The sequence below is a fragment of the Ruegeria marina genome, assembly GCF_900101475.1.
GTDB classification, from domain to species: Bacteria; Pseudomonadota; Alphaproteobacteria; order Rhodobacterales; family Rhodobacteraceae; genus Ruegeria_B; species Ruegeria_B marina.
In genome coordinates, this window is record NZ_FMZV01000018.1 from 41113 (window position 1) to 59719 (window position 18607).

Genomic DNA, 18607 nt, shown 5'->3' on the forward strand with positions numbered 1-18607 from the left:
TGATCCGGGGAGAAGGACAGATGGACGAAACGGCAGACGACAGAACGGATCCCTACCGGCTCGACAATCAGGTGGGTTACATCCTGCGTCTGGCCAGCCAGCGTCACGCGGCCATTTTCCAGACCCACACGATGGAAGGGCTGACAGCCACCCAATTCGCCGCAATGATACGCCTGTCTGAACACGGGAAATGTTCGCAGAACCGGCTGGGACGGCTGGCGGCGATGGATGTCGCCACCATCAAGGGTGTGGTGGACCGGCTGCGGCAAAAGGGGCTGACTCTGACCGAGCCCGACCCCGACGACAAGCGGCGGACGCTGATTTCCCTGTCGCCCGAGGGCGAAGCGCTGGTCGCGCGCATGAAGGAGGCTGGCGCCCGGATCACCGAGGAGACGCTGGCCCCGCTCAGCCCGGCTGAACAGCGCAGCCTGATCCGTTTACTGCAAAAGATCTCATGACCTGGCGGGCTTTTTCGGCGAAGCCTTGTCGAGCACCAGTTCCGAACGGGAGAACCGGATCGGCGTGCGCAGGCCCGGAACGCCTTCGGGCGCGATCTGCATGCCGCGATGGGCGATCTGCGGGTCGGCCAGCGCCTCGGCCACCGAATTGATCGGCCCCCCCGGCACGCCGCCCCGTTCCAGAGCGGCCAGCAGATCGGCCTTGGTCCATTTCAGACAGGCGGCGGTCAGCAGGTCGGTCATCTCGGCGCGATTGGCGACCCGGTCGGGATTGGTGACGAACCGCGGGTCGGCAATCAACTCGGGCAGCCCGAGTATGGTACACAGCGTGGCATATTGCCGGTCATTGCCGCAGGCGATGATGATATGGCCATCGGCCACCGGGAACACCTGGTAGGGGACGATATTGGGGTGCGCATTGCCCAGCCGGGTCGGACATTTTCCCGAGGCGAGATAATTCATCGCCTGGTTGGCCAGAACCCCGGTCATGCAGTCGAGCAGGCTGAGGTCCACATGCTGGCCCATCCCCGAACGCTGCCGTTCCGCCAGCGCCGCCTGGATACCGATGACGCCATAAAGCCCGGTGAAGATATCGGCAAAAGCGACGCCGATCTTCTGCGGCTCACCCGCCGGATCGCCGGTCAGGTCCATGATGCCGCTCATGCCCTGGATCAGGAAGTCGTAGCCTGCGCGGTGGGCATAGGGACCATCCTGGCCGAACCCGGTGACCGAACAGTAGACAAGGCGCGGGTTGACCTCTTTCACGCTGTCATAGTCGAGGCCGAATTTCTTCAGCCCGCCGACCTTGAAATTCTCGATCAGCACATCCGCCTCGCGGATCAGGTCGAGCAGCCTGGCGCGGTCGTCCGCATCGCCGAAATCCAGCGCGATCGAGGTCTTGCCCCGGTTCGCACCGTGGAAATAGGCGGCCGACCGGTCGCCCTCGCGCTCGATGAAGGGCGGGCCCCACTTGCGGGTGTCGTCGCCCTCGGGGCTTTCGATCTTGAGCACCTCGGCGCCAAGATCGGCCAGGGTCTGGCCGATCCACGGCCCCGCCAGAATGCGGGCCAGTTCGACCACTTTCAGCCCTTGCAACGGTGCACTCATCTGCCTGCCCTTCCTGCCCTGTTACCTTGGGGCAGGTTCTGCCCTAGCTGACGATCCGGGGCAAGCGGGTTGCGGGCGGGGTGTTGCGGCTGCGTTCGCTGCGCACGACACCGTCGATGATGGTCATGCCGACGCCGGGCAGGTTGCCCAGCTGCACGGATTCCAGGATGGTCTTGCCCGGCGCGTGCTGCGCCTGGTCCATAAGGACGAAATCGGCGGCATAGCCCCGTTCCAGCAGGCCGGCGTCCAGTTCGCGCTGCCGCGCCGTGTTGCCATTGGCAAAGCAGAAGGCGATCTCGGCCGGAACATTGCCCAGCGCCGAGAGCATCGCCACCATCCGCAGGATGCCCAGCGGCTGCACACCGGACCCCGCAGGCCCGTCGGTGCCGAGGATGATCCTGTCCATCTGCTTCAACTCGCGCGCAGTGTTCAGCGTCAAGAGCGCCGCGCGCTCGTTGCCGTTATGCACGATCTCGAGCCCCGCGGTGCAGCTTTCGCACAGGCACATGATCTGGTCGTCCGGCAACGCCGAATGGCCGCCATTGATATGGCCGATCACGTCTGTGCCGGTTTCCAGCACCATGTCGGCATCAATGAGGCCCGACCCGGGGATTGAGGGACCGCCGGTATGAATGGTGGACTGGATACCGTATTTGCGCGCCCAATCGACCATCTGCTTTGCCGTCTTTCCGTCCTTGACGGTGCCCAGACCAACCTCGCCCAGCAGTTTCACCCCGGCATCGGCCAGTTCCTTGAAATCCTGCTCGACCATGCCGTGCTCGATCACCGGCGCGCCGGCCATAACCTTGACGCCGGAAGGGCGGAAATTCTCGTACCAGCGCTGCGATGCGATCGCCATCGCCTTGAGGCCGACGATATCCTTGGGACGGCCCGGCATATGCACCTCGCCCGCTGAAATCAGCGTGGTCACGCCGCCATGCAGGGTGCTGTCGATCCAGTGAAGCTGTTGCTGGCGCGGAGTATAGTCGCCCACGACCGGGTGCACATGGCTGTCGATCAGGCCAGGCGCCAGGGTCACACCATTGGCGTCAATCAGCGTGTCGGCATCTTCGGTATCAAGATCACCCTCGTACCCCCAGTCGGAAATCCGCCCGTCAATGGCGACGACGCAGTCGCCGTCATAGATCGGCTCTTCCATCTTGCCCGACAGCAACAGGCCGATGTTCCGGATAACAAGCTTGCCCGACATGACGCCCTCCGCGAAACGAGAAACTCGTTAGCACGCTAACATACTCGCGGATTCGGTCAAGCGCCGGGTGGCAGGTTCGCGGATCAGGTGTTGAACAGGAAATGCATCACATCGCCATCCTTGACGATGTAGCTCTTGCCTTCGGAGCGCATCTTGCCCGCTTCCTTGGCGCCTTGCTCGCCGTTGCAGGCGATGTAGTCGTCATAGGCGATGGTCTCGGCGCGGATGAACCCCTTTTCAAAGTCCCCGTGGATGACCCCGGCCGCCTGCGGCGCGGCGGTGCCCCGGCGGATGGTCCAGGCGCGCGCCTCTTTCGGGCCAACGGTGAAATAGGTCTCCAGCTTCAGGAGTTGATAGCCTGCGCGGATCAACCGGTCGAGCCCGGCCTCCTCCAGCCCCATTTCCGACAGGAACATCTCTGCTTCCTCGGCTTCCAGCTGGCTGATCTCTTCCTCGATCCGGGCCGAGATGATGACATGGGCATTGCCCTGCGCCGCAGCCATTTCCGCCACCCGGTCGGAATGTTCATTGCCCTCGGCCGCGTCCTCTTCGGCCACGTTGCACACATAGAGCACCGGCTTGGTGGTCAGCAGTTGCAGCATCTTCCACGCCTTGGCGTCTTCCTCCGTCACCTCGACCACGCGAGCGGGCTTGCCGTCCTCCAGCACCGCCTGCGCGATGGCCAGCAGACGGTCCTGCTGCTGGGCCTCCTTGTCGTTGCCCTTCAGCTTGCGCACCAGGTTCGCACGGCGTTTCTCGATGCTTTCGAGATCGGCCAGCATCAGCTCGGTCTCGATGGTCTCGGCATCGGCCACCGGATCGACACGGCCATCGACATGGGTCACGTCGCCGTCCTCGAAACAACGCAGCACATGGGCGATGGCGTCGACCTCGCGGATATTGGCCAGGAACTGGTTGCCCAGCCCTTCGCCCTTGGAGGCGCCCTTGACCAGACCTGCGATGTCGACAAAAGTCATGCGGGTCGGTATAATCTGTTTGGATTTGGCAATTGCGGCCAGCTTGTCCAGCCGGGCATCTGGCACACCCACCTCACCCACGTTGGGTTCGATGGTACAGAAGGGAAAGTTGGCCGCCTGCGCCGCCGCGGTGCGGGTCAACGCGTTGAAAAGGGTCGATTTGCCCACATTCGGCAGACCCACGATACCCATTTTGAAACCCATGACCGTCTCCTGATGCCATCCGACGGGGCCTTCTAGGCGGGAGCAGCCGAATACGCAAGCCATGCGTCGGGATGCGATCCGACGCGGTCACGCAATGGCGAGGGAAAGTGAAATACTCCTCTCCTGGAGGGTTACCGAGCTGTACACCTTCTGAGTTCAGAAACGCACACCCGACGGAGGGCTGTCATGACACGTCTCATCCATGTAGCCGCGCTAACAATATGTTGTGCTGCCCCGCTCCACGCGCAGTCGCTGATCCTGGGCGCAGGCTATGCCGATTTCCAATACGAACGCTCCGAGGATCAGACTGTCCTGTTCCTGGAATACCAGCACAGGCCGTTATGGGAGCGGGGCCGCTTCAGCGCGCGACTTGCCGGCGCGGTCACGCTGCACGGCAATGGCGATTTCCACCTGGGCGCCGGTGTTGCCGCCGAATATGCCTTTGACCGCAACTGGTTCATAGAGGCCAGCGTTCTGCCCGGTTTCTACTTCGAAGGCGAGGACGGCAACACGCTGGGCAGTCATTTCGAGGTGCGCAGCCTGCTCGGTGTCGGCTACCGGTTCATGAACGGCAATGCTCTGTCGCTGGCCGCCACGCACAAGTCGAACGCTTCGGTGTCCGAGTTCAACCCGGGGGTCAACTCGGTCCTGCTGCGGTTTCACCGATCTTTCTGATCCATCCGGCGGGTGTGGGATTGATTTTCCGCCGAACATTCTGCACATCGGGCGGACAGCAGACAGCAAGGACGCCCGATGACCCGTATCGACGCAAAATTCGCCGAGTTGAAAGCCCAGGGCAAGAAAGCCTTTGTCGCTTATGTGATGGCGGGCGATCCCGACTATGAAACCTCGTTGGAGGTGGTCAAGGGACTGCCCGGCGCAGGCGTGGATATCATCGAGCTCGGCCTGCCCTTTACCGATCCGATGGCGGACGGACCGACGATCCAGCTGGCAGGCCAGCGCGCGCTGGATGGCGGCATGACCCTCCAGCGGACGCTGGACCTGGCGACCGAGTTCCGCAAGACCGACGACACCACCCCGATCGTGCTGATGGGCTATTACAACCCGATCTACAACCGGGGCGTGGATCGTTTCCTGGCCGATGCCAAGGCCGCCGGCATAGACGGGCTTATCGTGGTGGACCTGCCGCCCGAGGAAGATGCCGAACTGTGCCTGCCCGCGCAGGCCGCAGGGCTGAACTTCATCCGTTTGGCCACCCCCACCACCGACGACAAGCGGTTGCCGCGCGTTCTCCAGAACACCTCGGGCTTTGTCTATTACGTCTCGATCACCGGGATCACCGGTGCGGCCGAGGCGCAGGCGACCGATGTCGGGCCGGAAGTGGCCCGGATCAAGGCGGCGACCGATCTGCCGGTCATCGTGGGCTTCGGCATCAACTCGCCCGAGAAGTCGCGCGCCATCGCCAGTGTCGCCGATGGCGCGGTGGTCGGATCGGCCATCGTCAGCCAAATCGGCGCGGGCAAGCCGCCGGCCGAGGTTCTGGCCTTTGTCAAATCGCTGGCAGACGGCGCGCACAGCGCCTGACCGTCAGGGCCGGCGTCTGAGAATGTTGATGCCCGCGTATTCGGCCACTTTCTGGTCATCCTGATTGTAGATCTCGCTCAGCACCGTGATCCGGCCCCTGTCAGGTCGCGACCGGGACGCGGTGCTGTCGATGACGGTTGCCACCACCCGCAGGCGGTCTCCGGGGCGCACCGGCACCAGCCATTTCACATCGGTCATGCCCGGAGAGCCCATGGACGCCTCGGCCCAGAGGCCGGACGCATACCAGCGCTCGAACGCTGTGATGAGCGTATGCCAGCCGCTGGCAATGATTCCACCGAACGGGCCATCCTTGGCGGCTTCGGGATCAATATGGAACGGCTGCGGGTCCCACTTGCGCGCGAAATCCATGATATCTTCGCCGGTCATCTCCCAAGCTTCGGATTCATATCGGAAACCGACGGGAAAATCCTCCCAATACTTCGTCATGCCACTTGCCCAATCTTTGCACTCGGGGGCACAGTGTCGCGGTCAGAGCGGATTGCCAAGCTCTGAAATGATTGGTAAGAAAAATTAACCAATTTCGAGGGACTGGACATGGCCGTCATCACCAATATCGAAGACCTGAAGCGGATCTATGAGCGCCGCGTGCCGCGCATGTTCTACGATTATGCCGAAAGCGGCAGCTGGACCGAGCAGACCTTTCGCGACAACAGTTCCGATTTCGACCTGGTCCGCCTGCGCCAGCGGGTCGCGGTGGACATGTCGGGCCGGTCGACGGCAAGCCAGATGATCGGACAGGATGTGGCGATGCCGGTTGCGCTGGCACCTGTGGGGCTGACCGGCATGCAGCATGCCGATGGCGAGATCAAGGCAGCCCAGGCAGCCAACGATTTCGGCGTGCCCTTCACGCTCTCGACCATGTCGATCAACTCGATCGAGGACGTGGCCGAGGCGACGGGCCGGCCGTTCTGGTTCCAGCTCTACACGATGAAGGACACCGACTACATCAGCCGCCTGATCGAACGGGCCAAGGCGGCGAAATGCTCGGCGCTGGTGATCACGCTCGACCTGCAAATTCTGGGCCAACGGCACAAGGACCTCAAGAACGGCCTCTCGGCCCCGCCGAAACTGACCCCCAGAACCATTGCGAACCTGATGACGAAATGGGCCTGGGGGATCGAGATGCTGGGCGCCAAGCGCCGCCATTTCGGAAATATCGTGGGCCATGTACATGGGATTTCCGACACCTCCAGCCTGGGCGCCTGGACGGCGGAGCAGTTCGACCCGTCGCTCGACTGGGGCAAGGTCGAAAAACTGATGGAGCAATGGGGCGGCAAGGTGATCCTGAAAGGCATCCTTGATGCCGAGGACGCGAAGATGGCCGCCAAGCTGGGCGCCGATGCCATCGTGGTGTCGAACCACGGCGGACGGCAGCTTGACGGTGCGCTCAGTTCCATCCGCGTCCTGCCCGAGATCATGGATGCCGTCGGCAGCGATATCGAGGTACACCTGGACAGCGGCATCCGCTCGGGCCAGGACGTGCTCAAGGCGCTGGCGCTGGGCGCCAAGGGCACGATGATCGGCCGCGCCTTTGTCTATGGCCTGGGGGCCATGGGACAGGCCGGGGTGACCAAGGCGCTGGAGGTGATCCACCGCGAACTGGACATCACCATGGCGTTGTGCGGGGAAAAGAATGTGGCCAACCTCGGCCGCCACAACCTGCTGGTACCCGAAGATTTCGGCGGACGCTGGGCCTGATCGCAGATCAAGCCGGTATATATTCGCGAAGCGGGCCGCAATCCGGATGCGTTGCGGCCCATTTGATGGTCGAATCCCCTTTCCTTTCCACGGGATCCGCTGTAAGAGCGCGGCTTCATGCGGGGCTACAGCCTTGGAGGAGCCCCGCCCTAACTTTGGAGATACTATCATGGCTGGTGAGATTCCTGATCTCGTAGCTCTGGAACGGACGGGGACGGGCAAGGGCGCCGCCCGTCAGGCACGCCGCGACGGCATGGTTCCGGGCATTGTTTACGGTGGCGACAAAGAGCCGCTTCCGATCAACATTCAGTTCAACAAGCTGCTGAAGATGCTCAAGGCGGGCCGCTTCAAGTCGACGCTCTTCAACCTCAAGGTCGACGGCCACGAAGACGTGCGCGTGATCTGCCGCAACGTCCAGCGCGATGTGGTCAAGGACCTGCCGACGCACCTGGACCTGATGCGCCTGCGCCGCACCACCCGCATCAACCTGTTCATCCACGTCGACTTCATCAACCACGGCGCCGCCCCCGGCATCAAGAAGGGCGGCGTGCTGACGGTGGTTCGCCCCGAAGTCGAACTGGAAGTCACCGCCGGTGATATTCCGGAAAAGATCACCGTGGACCTGACCGGCCTGAACATCGGCGACATCGTTCACATCCAGGATGTCGTGCTGCCCGAGGGCGTAAAGCCGACCATCGACCGCAACTTCGTGATCGCGAACATCTCGGCCCCGTCGGGTCTGGCTGCTTCGGCGGATGAAGAAGACGAAGAAGGCAACGGCGAAGAGTAATCTTCAGCCAGGCACTCTACACCAAACGGGGCCCCACGGGCCCCGTTTTCGTTTCGTCCGCCTGAAACGAGCCGGAAATGGACTTTGTCTGCAAATCGGGCCATACGGGCGCAAACCGCCAGCAACGGGGCACAGAATGAAACTCTTTGTCGGATTGGGCAATCCGGGCGCGAAATACGCCCGCAACCGGCACAACATCGGCTTCATGGCCGCCGACAGGATCGCCGAGGACCATGGCTTCGGTCCCTGGAAAGCCCGGTTTCAGGGGCAGATGTCCGAAGGGCGTCTGGGTTCTGAAAAAGTACTTCTCCTGAAGCCCGAAACCTTCATGAACCGTTCGGGCCAGTCGGTTGGCGAGGCGATGCGGTTCTACAAGCTCGAAAGCACCGACGTTACCGTTCTGCATGACGAACTGGATCTTGCGCCGGGCAAGGTGCGGGTCAAGGCCGGCGGGGGTCACGCCGGGCACAATGGGCTGCGTTCCATCCACGAACATATCGGCGCAGCCTATGACCGGGTCCGGCTGGGCATCGGCCACCCGGGGCGGAAAGAAGCCGTCGCCGGATACGTGCTGCACGATTTTGCCAAGGCCGATGAGGAATGGCTCGAAAACGTGTTGCGCGGAGTTTCGGACGGAGCCGCGGCCCTGGCCGCCGGAGACGGTGCGAGATTCATGAATGCCGTTGCCCTGCGCACCGCGCCTCCCAGATCGTCGAACCGCCCTGAAAAGTCGGCCCCCAACGATCCGGCCACGAAAACACCCGCCGATCCGGCACCGGCGCCCGACAACCGTAGCCCGTTGCAGAAACTGGTCGACCGGTTCAAGTGACGGCTGCCGTCACGTAGCAGTTGCCGTATTGCTGCACTGTTGCCACTCTGGCCTTCAGAGCGCGCGGGAGGACCTACATGAGATCGATCGGAAAATGGCTTGGGCGCATCCTGTTGGCGATGGTGCTGGCCGCTGCGGTCGTCGGCTTCTGGAAACGGGAAGAAATCACCCGGCTTCTGGCCGTAAACTCCCTCTTTTCGGCAGAGAAGATCGTTTTCAACTTCTCGAATATGGATACGGCTTTTCTGACCGCACCGCTGCCGCGCGGCACATTGCCGACGTCCGAACTTGCACATGGCCCTGCATTCGACCTGCCGCAAGGCGGCACCGAATGGATCGAGGACAGGGCGCTGACCTCGCTGCTGATCCTCAAGGATGGGCAGATCCGCTACGAGGAGTACTTTCTGGGAACCGGTCCGGACGACCGCCGCATATCATGGTCGATCGCCAAGAGCTATCTCTCCGCGCTGTTCGGCGTCCTGCTCGACGAAGGCGCGATCGCCTCGATCGACGATCCGGTTGTCAAGTATGCACCTCAGCTCAAGGGCAGCGCCTACGAGCCCGCAACGATCCGCAACGTGCTGAACATGGCGAGCGGCATCACCTTTGACGAGGATTACTTCGACAAGAACTCGGACATCAACCGGATGGGGCGTGTCATCGCACTGGGCGGGACGCTGGACGATTTTTCCGCCAGTTTTACCGCGCGTTTCGCCGAACCCGGCCAAACCTGGAAATACGTCTCCATCGACACCCATGTGATCGGCATGATCGTTCGCGGGGCCACCGGGCGCAGCGTTACCGAGTTGATGGCGGAAAAGATCATCGCGCCGCTGGGACTTGAACGCGGCGGGTATTACATCACCGATGGCGCAGGCGTTGCCTTTGTACTCGGTGGTCTGAATTTCACCACCCGCGACTATGCCCGTTTCGGTCAGATGATCGTGCAGAACGGCGCATATGGCGGCAGGCAGGTGGTTCCCGCCGAGTGGATCGCGGCCTCGACCGCTCCAAGCGCGCCGACCGAGCCGGGCAAGACCGGCTACGGTTATCAGTGGTGGATCCCCGTCGGTGCGCATCCGGGCGAGTTTCTGGCCCGCGGCGTCTATGGCCAGTTCATCTATTTCGACCAGCCCCGCGGCGTGGTGATCGTGACCACGGCCGCCGATCGCGGTTTCCGCGATCCGGGCGCCTATGACTCGAATATCGAAATGTTCCGCAAGATCGTGAAAAACCTGTAAACTGGCGACATGAAACCCGACCCAAGTATCAATGTGCTGGGCGGGGCGCTGGAGCCCTGCTCAACCGAACCCCTGACCGGTTTCTTCCGGGACGGGCACTGCAATACCTGCGCTCAGGACCAGGGCAGCCACACGGTCTGCGCTGTGATGACAGCCGAATTTCTCGCCTATTCGAAATATGTGGGCAATGATCTGAGTACACCGCGCCCGGAATTCCGCTTTTCCGGGTTGAAACCAGGCGACCGCTGGTGCCTGTGCGCGGCACGGTTCTTGCAGGCTGCCGACGAAGGCTGCGCCCCGCTTGTACACCTGAACGCGACACATTTGCGTGCGCTCGAGGTGGTGCCTCTGGATGTATTGCAAAATCACGCGACGGCGCGGGATTGACGGCATAGCGGGTTGCGGGACCGGCAGGCGCAAATGCATGCCGGCCCAGGTCAGACTGGGTCAGTCCTCGGCGTCACGCCCTTCGGTGTCGGACATGTCGAAGCCGAGGAACTTGGCCACGGTAAAGATGTCCTTGTCGCCGCGCCCGCACATGTTCATGCAGATGATGTGATCCTTGGGCAGCGTCGGCGCGATCTTCATCACATGGGCCAGCGCATGGCTTGGTTCGAGCGCCGGGATGATTCCCTCGGTCGAACAGCACAGCTTGAACGCCTCCAGCGCCTCCTTGTCGGTGATGGACACGTATTTTGCCCGCCCGACCTCGTGCAGCCAGGAATGCTCGGGCCCGATGCCGGGGTAGTCGAGACCTGCCGAGATCGAATATCCTTCGAGGATCTGGCCGTCTTCATCCTGAAGCAGATAGGTGCGGTTGCCGTGCAGCACGCCCGGCCGGCCACCGGTCAGCGATGCGCAATGCTCCATCTTCTCGTTGACGCCCTTGCCACCGGCCTCGACGCCGATGATGTTGACGCTCTTGTCGTCGAGAAACGGGAAGAACAGGCCCATCGCATTCGATCCGCCGCCGATGGCCGCGATGATCGTGTCGGGCAGGCGGCCTTCGGCCTTCAGCATCTGCTCCTTGGCTTCCTTGCCGATGATCGACTGGAAATCGCGCACCATGGCCGGATAGGGGTGGGGACCGGCAACCGTACCGATGCAGTAGAACGTGTCGCGGACATTGGTCACCCAGTCGCGCAGCGCATCGTTCATCGCGTCCTTGAGTGTGCCCCGGCCCGAAGTGACCGGGATCACTTCGGCGCCCAGAAGGCGCATGCGGAACACGTTCGGCGCCTGGCGGCGCACGTCATGGGCCCCCATGTAGACCACGCATTTCAGGCCGAACTTGGCGCAGACCGTTGCGGTCGCAACCCCGTGCTGACCTGCGCCGGTCTCGGCGATGATCCGGGTCTTGCCCATGCGGCGGGCCAGAATGATCTGGCCCAGCACGTTGTTGATCTTGTGCGCGCCGGTGTGGTTCAACTCGTCGCGCTTCATGTATACCTTGGCGCCCCCGAGATGCTCGGTCAGCCGTTCCGCGAAATAGAGTGGCGAGGGACGCCCGACATAGTTCGCCCAGAGATCGTCCATTTCCGCCCAGAAGCTCGGGTCGGTCTTGGCCTTTTCATACTCCTCCTCCAGCGACAGGATCAGCGGCATCAGCGTTTCGCTGACAAAGCGTCCACCGAAGATACCAAAACGGCCCTGCTCGTCAGGACCGGACATAAAGGAATTGAAAAGGTCGTTGGGCATTTCACTCTCCGTCCACGTGCTGTTCGTACATATTGGGCGGCGGCGGGATTTGCCATGAAAAAACGCTCGGGCTACCGAGCGTTTCTTTCGGTTGACGAAGCCGATGCATTATCCCTGAGGCAACAGCACCTTGTCGATCACGTGGATCACGCCGTTCGATGCTTCGACGTCGGCAGAAACCACCATTGCGTCGTTGACCCGGACCCCGTTGCGCGCATTCACTTGCAGCCGGTCGCCTTGAAGCGTCAGAACCCTGGCCTTCTTGCCGGCAATGTCAGCAGACATGACCTTGGCCGGAACGACGTGGTATTTCAGGACGGCTGCCAGCTGGTCCTTGTTTTCAGGCTTGAGCAGTGACTCGACGGTGCCTTCGGGAAGGGCTGCGAAAGCTTCGTCGGTCGGTGCGAAAACAGTGAATGGGCCATCTCCCTTCAGAGCGCCGACCAATCCGGCGGCCTGTGCGGCAGCGATGAGAGTGTTGAACGACCCGGCGCCGACGGCTGTGTCGACGATATCCTTGCCCCCGGCAAATGCTGGAGTGAAAGCCGAACCCGCAAGCATCATGCCGCCAACAGCGCTCAGAAACATACGACGAAACATTCCATGACCTCCTGTGTTTGGAATGTTTCGGTTACGGCTCGATCTCCGGTGCGGACCAAAGAAACCCCAAACATTGCAGGTATTGCACGAAGTCGTGAGCAGGACCCTAGCCCTTGGTCGCCTTCAGAAAAGCACGGATCAACGCGGCATCCTTTTGTCCCGGCGCCGTCTCGACACCGGAAGAGACATCGACCTGCCGCGCCCCGGTCAAGCGGATCGCTTCGGCCACATTCTCCTTCGTCAATCCGCCCGCCAGCATCCACGGCTTGCGCCAATACTTCCGCCCTGCCAGCAACCGCCAGTCGAAGGCCAGCCCGTTACCCCCGGGCAACTCCGCCCCTCGCGGCGGCTTGGCATCGATGAGCAACTGGTCTGCTGCATCGGAATAGAGGTCGATCTGGGTCAGATCAGACGCCTCGGCCACGCCGATGGCCTTCATCACCGGCAAGCCGAAACGCGCCTTGACTTCGGCCACACGTTCAGGGGTTTCCTTGCCATGCAGTTGCAGCATGTCCAGCGGCACCGCGCCGACGATAGCGTCCAGTTCCGCGTCCGTGGCGTTCACCGTCAAGGCCACCTTGGCGATGCCGTCCGGAACATCACCGGCAAGCTCGGCCGCGCGATCCAGCCCCAGATGCCGCGGTGATTTCGGGAAGAACACGAAGCCCACATAGCGCGCGCCCGCCTCTGCGGCCACGCGCACATGATCGGAGTCGGACAACCCACAGATCTTGACGGCAACGTGCGACGGCATCCCGGTTCAGGCTACATCATCGAGAAGGGCCAGAACGTCGTCCTTGCCATCGTTCTGCTTTTGCTTGAGCGATTTCACCTCACGCTCCAGCTTGCGCACCTCTCGGCGCTTCACATCCGCGGTACGGCGGTGTTTGTGCTCGCGCAGCCATTCCCATACGAAGCCGATCACTACGCCGGCCGCGATCCCGCCCAGTACCACCAGGAACAGGGGCATCGTCAGCGAGAAGTTGAACCCCAGAAGATGGGCCAAGTCATCTGGCAGCATTTTCAACGTCACCAACTGGCGATTTGCCAGCGAAACCGACACCAGGACGATTCCGAGCGATCCGAGAAAGGCGTAGCGAATATAGCGCGTCATGAGTTCAGGCTTTTCCGTTCAGACGATCCCTGAGCAGCTTACCGGTCTTGAAGAAGGGTACATGCTTTTCCTCTACATGGACCGTATCGCCGGTTCTGGGATTGCGACCAATGCGCGCGTCGCGCTTCTTCACCGAAAAGGCGCCGAAGCCGCGCAGTTCGACCCGGTCGCCCCGTGCCATGGCATCGGTCACTTCTTCGAACACCGTATTCACGATCCGCTCGACATCACGCTGGTAGAGGTGAGGGTTCTCGTCGGCAATCTTCTGGATCAGTTCCGAGCGGATCATTGCGGCTTTCCTCCCAAGGCAGCTTTCGCGCACGTGTTATCTTTTTGGGAGTATAGGGAAAATTACCCGACTGGGAAACGTCAAGTCAGGTTGTGCCGCATGAAAATTTCGTGGTTCGCCCCCGCATTTGACGGCTTGCTCGATTCAACGTCGAAAAACCCTATCCGCTTTTCCGCTTTTCGCCGTTTTTGTCCGAGAAGGACATTACGTTGATTCGGGTCTCAAACAAAAAAGCCCCGCAGCGGCGCTGCGGGGCTTTCAATGGTCATTCGACCGGCACTTACTTGTCGCCCTTCAGCGCCGCGCCGAGAATATCGCCCAGCGATGCACCCGAGTCGGACGAGCCGTACTGTTCCACGGCTTCCTTCTCTTCGGCGATCTCGCGGGCCTTGATCGACAGGCCCAGACGGCGGGTCTTGCTGTCCACGTTGGTCACGCGCACATCGACCTTATCACCGACCGAGAAACGCTCGGGGCGCTGATCGGCACGGTCGCGCGACAGGTCCGAACGGCGGATGAAGGACTTCATACCTTCGTATTCCACCTCGATGCCGCCATCTTCGATCGCGGTCACGTTCACGGTGATGACCGAGCCGCGCTTCACGCCGCCAACAGCCTCGGCGAACTTGTCGCCGCCCAGCGCCTTGATCGAGAGCGAGATACGCTCCTTGTCGATGTCGACTTCGGAGACCACGGCCTTGACCACGTCGCCCTTGCGATAGTTCTGGATCGCGTCCTCGCCCCGCTCGTCCCAGCTGAGATCCGAGAGGTGAACCATGCCGTCGATGTCGCCGGGCAGGCCGATGAACAGACCGAATTCGGTGATGTTCTTGACTTCGCCCTCGACCTCGGTGCCCTCGGGATGGGTCTCGGCAAAGACTTCCCACGGGTTGCGCATGGTCTGCTTGAGGCCCAGCGAAACGCGGCGCTTGGCGCCGTCGATTTCCAGAACCATGACTTCGACTTCCTGGCTGGTCGAAACGATCTTGCCGGGATGCACGTTCTTCTTGGTCCAGGACATTTCCGAGACGTGAACCAGACCCTCGACACCCGGCTCCAGTTCGACGAACGCGCCGTAGTCGGTGATGTTGGTCACGCGGCCGGTGTGCACCGATTCCAGCGGGTACTTGGCGGCCACCAGATCCCACGGATCTTCCTGCAGCTGCTTCATGCCCAGGCTGATGCGGTGGGTGTCCTTGTTGATCTTGATCACCTGGACCTTGACGGTCTCGCCGATGTTCAGGATCTCGTTGGGGTGGTTCACCCGGCGCCATGCCATGTCGGTGACGTGCAGCAGGCCGTCCACACCGCCCAGGTCAACGAACGCACCGTATTCGGTGATGTTCTTGACCACGCCGTCGACGGTCTGACCTTCGGTCAGGTTGCCGATGACTTCGGCGCGCTGTTCGGCGCGGCTCTCTTCCAGGATGGCGCGGCGCGACACGACGATGTTGCCACGGCGACGGTCCATCTTCAGGATCTGGAAGGGCTGCTTGAGACCCATCAGCGGGCCGGCGTCGCGCACGGGGCGCACATCGACCTGCGAACCGGGAAGGAAGGCCACGGCACCGCCCAGATCGACGGTGAAACCGCCCTTGACGCGGCCAAAGATCGCGCCTTCGACACGGGCGTCGTCTGCGTATGCTTTTTCCAGACGGTCCCATGCCTCTTCGCGGCGCGCCATCTCACGGCTGATGACAGCTTCGCCACGGGCGTTTTCAGCGGCGCGAAGGTAGACTTCGACTTCGTCGCCAACCGCGATTTCGGGAGCTTCGCCAGGGTTTGCGAATTCTTTCAGATCGACGCGGCCTTCCATCTTGTAGCCTACGTCGATGATGGCCTGACCCGCTTCGATCGCGATGATCTTGCCTTTGACAACCGAACCCTCTTCGGGGGTGTCCATTTCGAAGCTTTCGTTCAGGAGGGCTTCGAATTCCTCCATGGATGCGTTAGCCATGCGGCGTTTTTTTCCTTTTCAAATCGGTTTTTCTGGCCGAGCGGTTGTCTCCGCCGGTCTTGATTCATGCCCGCCTTGGGCGGAGCGGATTGGTCAGGCGCGGTGATTTTCTTGCCATAAAACAAAGAGGGCCGGTGTTCCCGACCCTGCTCGTCTCTTTTTTCTATGGCTCACTTCGCCTTGTCGACGTCGCGCGGTATATGCCGATATGCCCCGAAAGGCAAGACTCACTTGGCCTGCTCAGCAATATCGTTCCGGTCCGACCCATTGCGCATCGCTGTAGCGGTCGCCATGGGCCCAGCCAACCGGCAGGACAGCTTCGATGCGGGCCATGTCTTCGTCGGTCAGTAGCGTTTTGGCTCCGGCAAGGAGTTCCCTGAAATGATCGACCGAGCGGGTGCCCGGGATCGGGATGACGTGATCGCCCCGGCGCAGCAGCCAGGCGATGGCAAGCCCTGCCGCCGGCACGCCCATCTCGGCGGCCAGTGCCCTGAACTTGTCGGTCTGGGCAATATTGGCCGAGTAATTAGGTTCCATGAACCGGGGGTTCAGGCGCAGGAAATCCAGTGCCTTTACGGCGTCCAGAGACAACGGCCTATCGGTAAGGAACGACCGCCCGACCGGCGAGAAGGCAACCATCGCCACCCCCAGTTCGGCGGTCGCCTGCACCAGGCCAAGATCGGGAAATCGGGTTGAAAGCGAGTATTCCGACTGCACCGCCGCGACAGGATGCACGGCGACCGCCCGGCGCAGCGACGACGGCGCGATCTCGGAAAACCCGATGGCGCGGGTCTTGCCCGACTCGACCAGCCGCGCAAGGTTCCCGGTCGCCTCCTCGATGCTCATCGAAGGGTCGCGGCGGTGCGCGTAGAACAGATCGACACAGTCCAGTCCGAGACGCTTCAGCGACTTGTCCAGTTCGGCTTCGAGATGCGCGTGCGAATTGTCGTACCTGCGGTTTCCGTCCGCATCCCGCGTGATCGTCGCCTTCGTGGCAATCACGAAATGTTCGCGGGCGCCGGGGTTTTTCCTCAGGTAATTGCCGATCACCTGCTCCGACCGGCCCATTCCATATATGTTCGCCGTATCCAGATGGGTGACACCCGCCTCAAGGGCCAGATCGAGAATGGCATGGCTCTGCTCTTCGTCCGTCGGTCCGTAGAAATCGGTGAAGGACATCGCCCCGAACCCGAGCGCCGAGATCTCGGGCCCGTTCCGCCCCAATCGCCGTTTCTGCATCTGGCTTGCCCCCTCAAGTCCCTCTCCGTCAGTTTATGCCGGGTTTTGAATGGGACAACAACCGTCGCGACCCACAGACAAGTCGCAAACGGGCCAGCAGGGATCGTGCGGCGCGGTCACAGTTGAAACGAAGCCGACGGAGTATCCACATGTTTCCTGCCCAGAATTTCCTGATCCTGATATCCGACGAGCATCGCAAGGATGCGATGGGCTGCGCCGGGCACCCGATCGTCAAGACACCGAACCTCGATGCCCTGGCCGCACGCGGCACGATGTTCACCGCCGCCTACACGCCCTCGCCCATGTGCGTGCCGACCCGCGCCGCGCTAGCGACCGGCGATTGGGTACACAAGACCGGCCATTGGGACAGCGCCACCCCCTATGCAGGTCGCCCGCGCAGCTGGATGCGGCAGCTACGCGATGCCGGTCGCGAAGTCGTCTCCATTGGCAAACTGCATTTCCGCTCTGCCGAAGACGACAACGGGTTTTCCGAGGAAATCCTGCCGATGCATGTGGTGGGCGGTGTGGGCTGGGCCGTCGGCCTGCTGCGGGAAAATCCGCCGCCCTATGACTCGGCCGCCGAACTGGCCGCTGACGTGGGCGTTGGGACAAGCACATACACCGATTACGACCGGGACATAACCGCAGCGACTGAGGCCTGGCTTTCCGATCCGGCCCGCCGGGAAACGCCCTGGGCGGCCTTCGTATCGCTGGTCAGCCCGCACTATCCGCTGACCTGTCCGGAAGAGTGGTACAATCTCTATGATCCTGCCGACATGGACCTTCCGGTGGGATATGGTCAGGGCCTGCCCGATCATGCCGAACTGCACAACATCGGCACCTTCTACAATTACGATGACTATTTCGACGAACGGAAGATGCGCGAGGCCAAGGCCGCCTATTACGGCCTGACCTCCTTCATGGACGATTGCGTGGGCCGGGTGATCGCCGCGCTCGATGCCAGCGGACAGTTGGACAACACCGTCATCCTCTATGTTTCCGACCATGGCGACATGATGGGGGACCAGGGCTTCTGGACCAAGCAGGTGATGTACGAGGCCAGCGCCGGCGTGCCGATGATCGTCGCAGGTCCGGGCATCCCGGCAGGGCGACAGGTGGCGACCTGCGCCAACCTGACGGATATTGCCGCAACCGCCCGCGATGTCTGCGCCGTGGCGGATGATGCGGGCAACGCGGGCCAGCCCGGCGTTTCGCTGCGCAAGCTGGCCAATATGCCCCATGATCCCGATCGGACCGGGTTCAGCGAATACCACGATGGGGGATCAAAGACCGGCTCGTTCATGGTGCGCTGGGGCGACTGGAAATATGTGTACTACGTGGGTCATGCGCCGCAGCTTTTCGATCTGGCCACCGATCCCCATGAACAGGTGAACCGCGCGGTGGACGGCGTGAACGACCCCGCCATTGCCGCCGCGCTGGCCGAGGGCGAACGGCGGTTGCGCGCGATCTGCGATCCCGAAGAGGTCAACGCACGCGCCTTCGCCGACCAGCGCCGCAGGATCGAGGAACTGGGCGGCGAGGACGCCTGCCGCTCTGCCTTTGTCTTCAATCACACCCCGACGCCTTCGGAGCAGGCGAGGATGCGCGAAGGCAGCCCTCTCTGATCCGG

Annotated in this window: 20 protein-coding genes; 9 read left to right on the plus strand and 11 right to left on the minus strand. The window is 62.1% G+C overall.

What is annotated here, in order from left to right:
- Positions 1-20 precede the first annotated feature (20 nt).
- Positions 21-458 (plus strand): MarR family winged helix-turn-helix transcriptional regulator, encoded by a 438-nt coding sequence (locus BLT75_RS19975; RefSeq protein ID WP_093036194.1) that lies wholly within the window; start codon positions 21-23, stop codon positions 456-458.
- Here BLT75_RS19975 and BLT75_RS19980 read toward each other — a convergent pair.
- The 3 genes from BLT75_RS19980 to ychF all read right to left on the minus strand — a co-directional run bounded on the left by BLT75_RS19980 (position 453) and on the right by ychF (position 3956).
- Positions 453-1565 (minus strand): CaiB/BaiF CoA transferase family protein, encoded by a 1113-nt coding sequence (locus BLT75_RS19980; protein WP_093036197.1) that lies wholly within the window; start codon positions 1563-1565, stop codon positions 453-455. The genes BLT75_RS19975 and BLT75_RS19980 overlap by 6 nt on opposite strands.
- Positions 1566-1608: 43 nt before the next feature.
- A complete protein-coding gene (locus BLT75_RS19985) occupies positions 1609-2775 on the minus strand; it encodes an amidohydrolase family protein (RefSeq protein WP_093036200.1) in 1167 nt (388 codons plus the stop codon).
- 83 nt (positions 2776-2858) lie between these two features.
- Positions 2859-3956 (minus strand): redox-regulated ATPase YchF, encoded by a 1098-nt coding sequence (ychF, locus tag BLT75_RS19990; protein ID WP_093036203.1) that lies wholly within the window; start codon positions 3954-3956, stop codon positions 2859-2861.
- Positions 3957-4142: 186 nt separating this feature from the next.
- Between ychF and BLT75_RS19995 the strand changes: the two genes are divergently transcribed.
- Positions 4143-4631: an acyloxyacyl hydrolase gene (locus tag BLT75_RS19995; protein ID WP_093036206.1), complete on the plus strand. Its 489-nt coding sequence runs from the start codon at positions 4143-4145 to the stop codon at positions 4629-4631.
- A gap of 78 nt (positions 4632-4709) precedes the next feature.
- A complete protein-coding gene (trpA, locus tag BLT75_RS20000) occupies positions 4710-5501 on the plus strand; it encodes a tryptophan synthase subunit alpha (RefSeq protein ID WP_093036209.1) in 792 nt (263 codons plus the stop codon).
- Between the two features lie 3 nt (positions 5502-5504).
- On the opposite strand, the gene BLT75_RS20005 is transcribed toward trpA, so the two are convergent.
- Positions 5505-5948 (minus strand): MaoC family dehydratase, encoded by a 444-nt coding sequence (locus BLT75_RS20005; protein WP_093036212.1) that lies wholly within the window; start codon positions 5946-5948, stop codon positions 5505-5507.
- Positions 5949-6056: 108 nt separating this feature from the next.
- On the opposite strand from BLT75_RS20005, the gene BLT75_RS20010 reads away from it, so the two are divergent.
- From BLT75_RS20010 to BLT75_RS20030, 5 genes are all read left to right on the plus strand, one after another.
- Positions 6057-7220, plus strand: a complete 1164-nt coding sequence (locus BLT75_RS20010; RefSeq protein WP_093036215.1) for an alpha-hydroxy acid oxidase — start codon at positions 6057-6059, stop codon at positions 7218-7220.
- A 169-nt stretch (positions 7221-7389) separates the two neighbouring features.
- Entirely contained in the window at positions 7390-8010 is a 621-nt protein-coding gene (locus tag BLT75_RS20015; RefSeq protein WP_093036218.1) for a 50S ribosomal protein L25/general stress protein Ctc, read from the plus strand.
- Positions 8011-8146: 136 nt separating this feature from the next.
- On the plus strand, positions 8147-8839 hold the full coding sequence (gene pth, locus BLT75_RS20020; protein WP_093036221.1) for an aminoacyl-tRNA hydrolase: 693 nt from the start codon (positions 8147-8149) through the stop codon (positions 8837-8839).
- 77 nt (positions 8840-8916) lie between these two features.
- Positions 8917-10080: a serine hydrolase domain-containing protein gene (locus BLT75_RS20025; RefSeq protein ID WP_093036224.1), complete on the plus strand. Its 1164-nt coding sequence runs from the start codon at positions 8917-8919 to the stop codon at positions 10078-10080.
- Positions 10081-10089: 9 nt separating this feature from the next.
- On the plus strand, positions 10090-10467 hold the full coding sequence (locus tag BLT75_RS20030) for a DUF2237 family protein (protein ID WP_093036227.1): 378 nt from the start codon (positions 10090-10092) through the stop codon (positions 10465-10467).
- Positions 10468-10527: 60 nt separating this feature from the next.
- On the opposite strand, the gene trpB is transcribed toward BLT75_RS20030, so the two are convergent.
- The 7 genes from trpB to BLT75_RS20065 all read right to left on the minus strand — a co-directional run bounded on the left by trpB (position 10528) and on the right by BLT75_RS20065 (position 16977).
- Positions 10528-11778: a tryptophan synthase subunit beta gene (gene trpB, locus BLT75_RS20035; RefSeq protein WP_093036230.1), complete on the minus strand. Its 1251-nt coding sequence runs from the start codon at positions 11776-11778 to the stop codon at positions 10528-10530.
- A gap of 108 nt (positions 11779-11886) precedes the next feature.
- A complete protein-coding gene (locus BLT75_RS20040; protein WP_093036233.1) occupies positions 11887-12378 on the minus strand; it encodes a fasciclin domain-containing protein in 492 nt (163 codons plus the stop codon).
- Between the two features lie 106 nt (positions 12379-12484).
- Positions 12485-13132 (minus strand): phosphoribosylanthranilate isomerase, encoded by a 648-nt coding sequence (locus BLT75_RS20045; RefSeq protein ID WP_093036236.1) that lies wholly within the window; start codon positions 13130-13132, stop codon positions 12485-12487.
- A gap of 6 nt (positions 13133-13138) precedes the next feature.
- Complete coding sequence (locus tag BLT75_RS20050; protein ID WP_093036239.1) at positions 13139-13492, minus strand: lipopolysaccharide assembly protein LapA domain-containing protein; 354 nt, start codon at positions 13490-13492, stop codon at positions 13139-13141.
- A 4-nt stretch (positions 13493-13496) separates the two neighbouring features.
- A complete protein-coding gene (gene ihfB, locus BLT75_RS20055) occupies positions 13497-13781 on the minus strand; it encodes an integration host factor subunit beta (protein ID WP_011046553.1) in 285 nt (94 codons plus the stop codon).
- Positions 13782-14061: 280 nt separating this feature from the next.
- A complete protein-coding gene (gene rpsA, locus BLT75_RS20060; RefSeq protein WP_093036242.1) occupies positions 14062-15738 on the minus strand; it encodes a 30S ribosomal protein S1 in 1677 nt (558 codons plus the stop codon).
- Between the two features lie 240 nt (positions 15739-15978).
- Complete coding sequence (locus tag BLT75_RS20065; RefSeq protein ID WP_093036245.1) at positions 15979-16977, minus strand: aldo/keto reductase; 999 nt, start codon at positions 16975-16977, stop codon at positions 15979-15981.
- A gap of 149 nt (positions 16978-17126) precedes the next feature.
- Here BLT75_RS20065 and BLT75_RS20070 point away from each other — a divergent pair, with 149 nt between their 5' ends.
- A complete protein-coding gene (locus BLT75_RS20070; protein ID WP_093036248.1) occupies positions 17127-18602 on the plus strand; it encodes a sulfatase family protein in 1476 nt (491 codons plus the stop codon).
- Positions 18603-18607: the final 5 nt, after the last annotated feature.

What these genes read in the sequence shown, in the direction of transcription:
- BLT75_RS20030 (WP_093036227.1), top strand. Translation starts at nt 10,090, where the DNA reads ATGAAACCCGACCCAAGTATCAATGTGCTGGGCGGGGCGCTGGAGCCC.
- trpA (WP_093036209.1), top strand. Translation starts at nt 4,710, where the DNA reads ATGACCCGTATCGACGCAAAATTCGCCGAGTTGAAAGCCCAGGGCAAG.
- ihfB (WP_011046553.1), bottom strand. Translation starts at nt 13,781, where the DNA reads ATGATCCGCTCGGAACTGATCCAGAAGATTGCCGACGAGAACCCTCAC.
- BLT75_RS20005 (WP_093036212.1), bottom strand. Translation starts at nt 5,948, where the DNA reads ATGACGAAGTATTGGGAGGATTTTCCCGTCGGTTTCCGATATGAATCC.
- BLT75_RS19980 (WP_093036197.1), bottom strand. Translation starts at nt 1,565, where the DNA reads ATGAGTGCACCGTTGCAAGGGCTGAAAGTGGTCGAACTGGCCCGCATT.
- BLT75_RS20070 (WP_093036248.1), top strand. Translation starts at nt 17,127, where the DNA reads ATGTTTCCTGCCCAGAATTTCCTGATCCTGATATCCGACGAGCATCGC.
- BLT75_RS19985 (WP_093036200.1), bottom strand. Translation starts at nt 2,775, where the DNA reads ATGTCGGGCAAGCTTGTTATCCGGAACATCGGCCTGTTGCTGTCGGGC.
- rpsA (WP_093036242.1), bottom strand. Translation starts at nt 15,738, where the DNA reads ATGGCTAACGCATCCATGGAGGAATTCGAAGCCCTCCTGAACGAAAGC.
- BLT75_RS20065 (WP_093036245.1), bottom strand. Translation starts at nt 16,977, where the DNA reads ATGCAGAAACGGCGATTGGGGCGGAACGGGCCCGAGATCTCGGCGCTC.
- BLT75_RS20045 (WP_093036236.1), bottom strand. Translation starts at nt 13,132, where the DNA reads ATGCCGTCGCACGTTGCCGTCAAGATCTGTGGGTTGTCCGACTCCGAT.
- BLT75_RS20040 (WP_093036233.1), bottom strand. Translation starts at nt 12,378, where the DNA reads ATGTTTCGTCGTATGTTTCTGAGCGCTGTTGGCGGCATGATGCTTGCG.
- BLT75_RS20050 (WP_093036239.1), bottom strand. Translation starts at nt 13,492, where the DNA reads ATGACGCGCTATATTCGCTACGCCTTTCTCGGATCGCTCGGAATCGTC.
- pth (WP_093036221.1), top strand. Translation starts at nt 8,147, where the DNA reads ATGAAACTCTTTGTCGGATTGGGCAATCCGGGCGCGAAATACGCCCGC.
- trpB (WP_093036230.1), bottom strand. Translation starts at nt 11,778, where the DNA reads ATGCCCAACGACCTTTTCAATTCCTTTATGTCCGGTCCTGACGAGCAG.
- ychF (WP_093036203.1), bottom strand. Translation starts at nt 3,956, where the DNA reads ATGGGTTTCAAAATGGGTATCGTGGGTCTGCCGAATGTGGGCAAATCG.
- BLT75_RS20025 (WP_093036224.1), top strand. Translation starts at nt 8,917, where the DNA reads ATGAGATCGATCGGAAAATGGCTTGGGCGCATCCTGTTGGCGATGGTG.
- BLT75_RS19995 (WP_093036206.1), top strand. Translation starts at nt 4,143, where the DNA reads ATGACACGTCTCATCCATGTAGCCGCGCTAACAATATGTTGTGCTGCC.
- BLT75_RS20010 (WP_093036215.1), top strand. Translation starts at nt 6,057, where the DNA reads ATGGCCGTCATCACCAATATCGAAGACCTGAAGCGGATCTATGAGCGC.
- BLT75_RS20015 (WP_093036218.1), top strand. Translation starts at nt 7,390, where the DNA reads ATGGCTGGTGAGATTCCTGATCTCGTAGCTCTGGAACGGACGGGGACG.
- BLT75_RS19975 (WP_093036194.1), top strand. Translation starts at nt 21, where the DNA reads ATGGACGAAACGGCAGACGACAGAACGGATCCCTACCGGCTCGACAAT.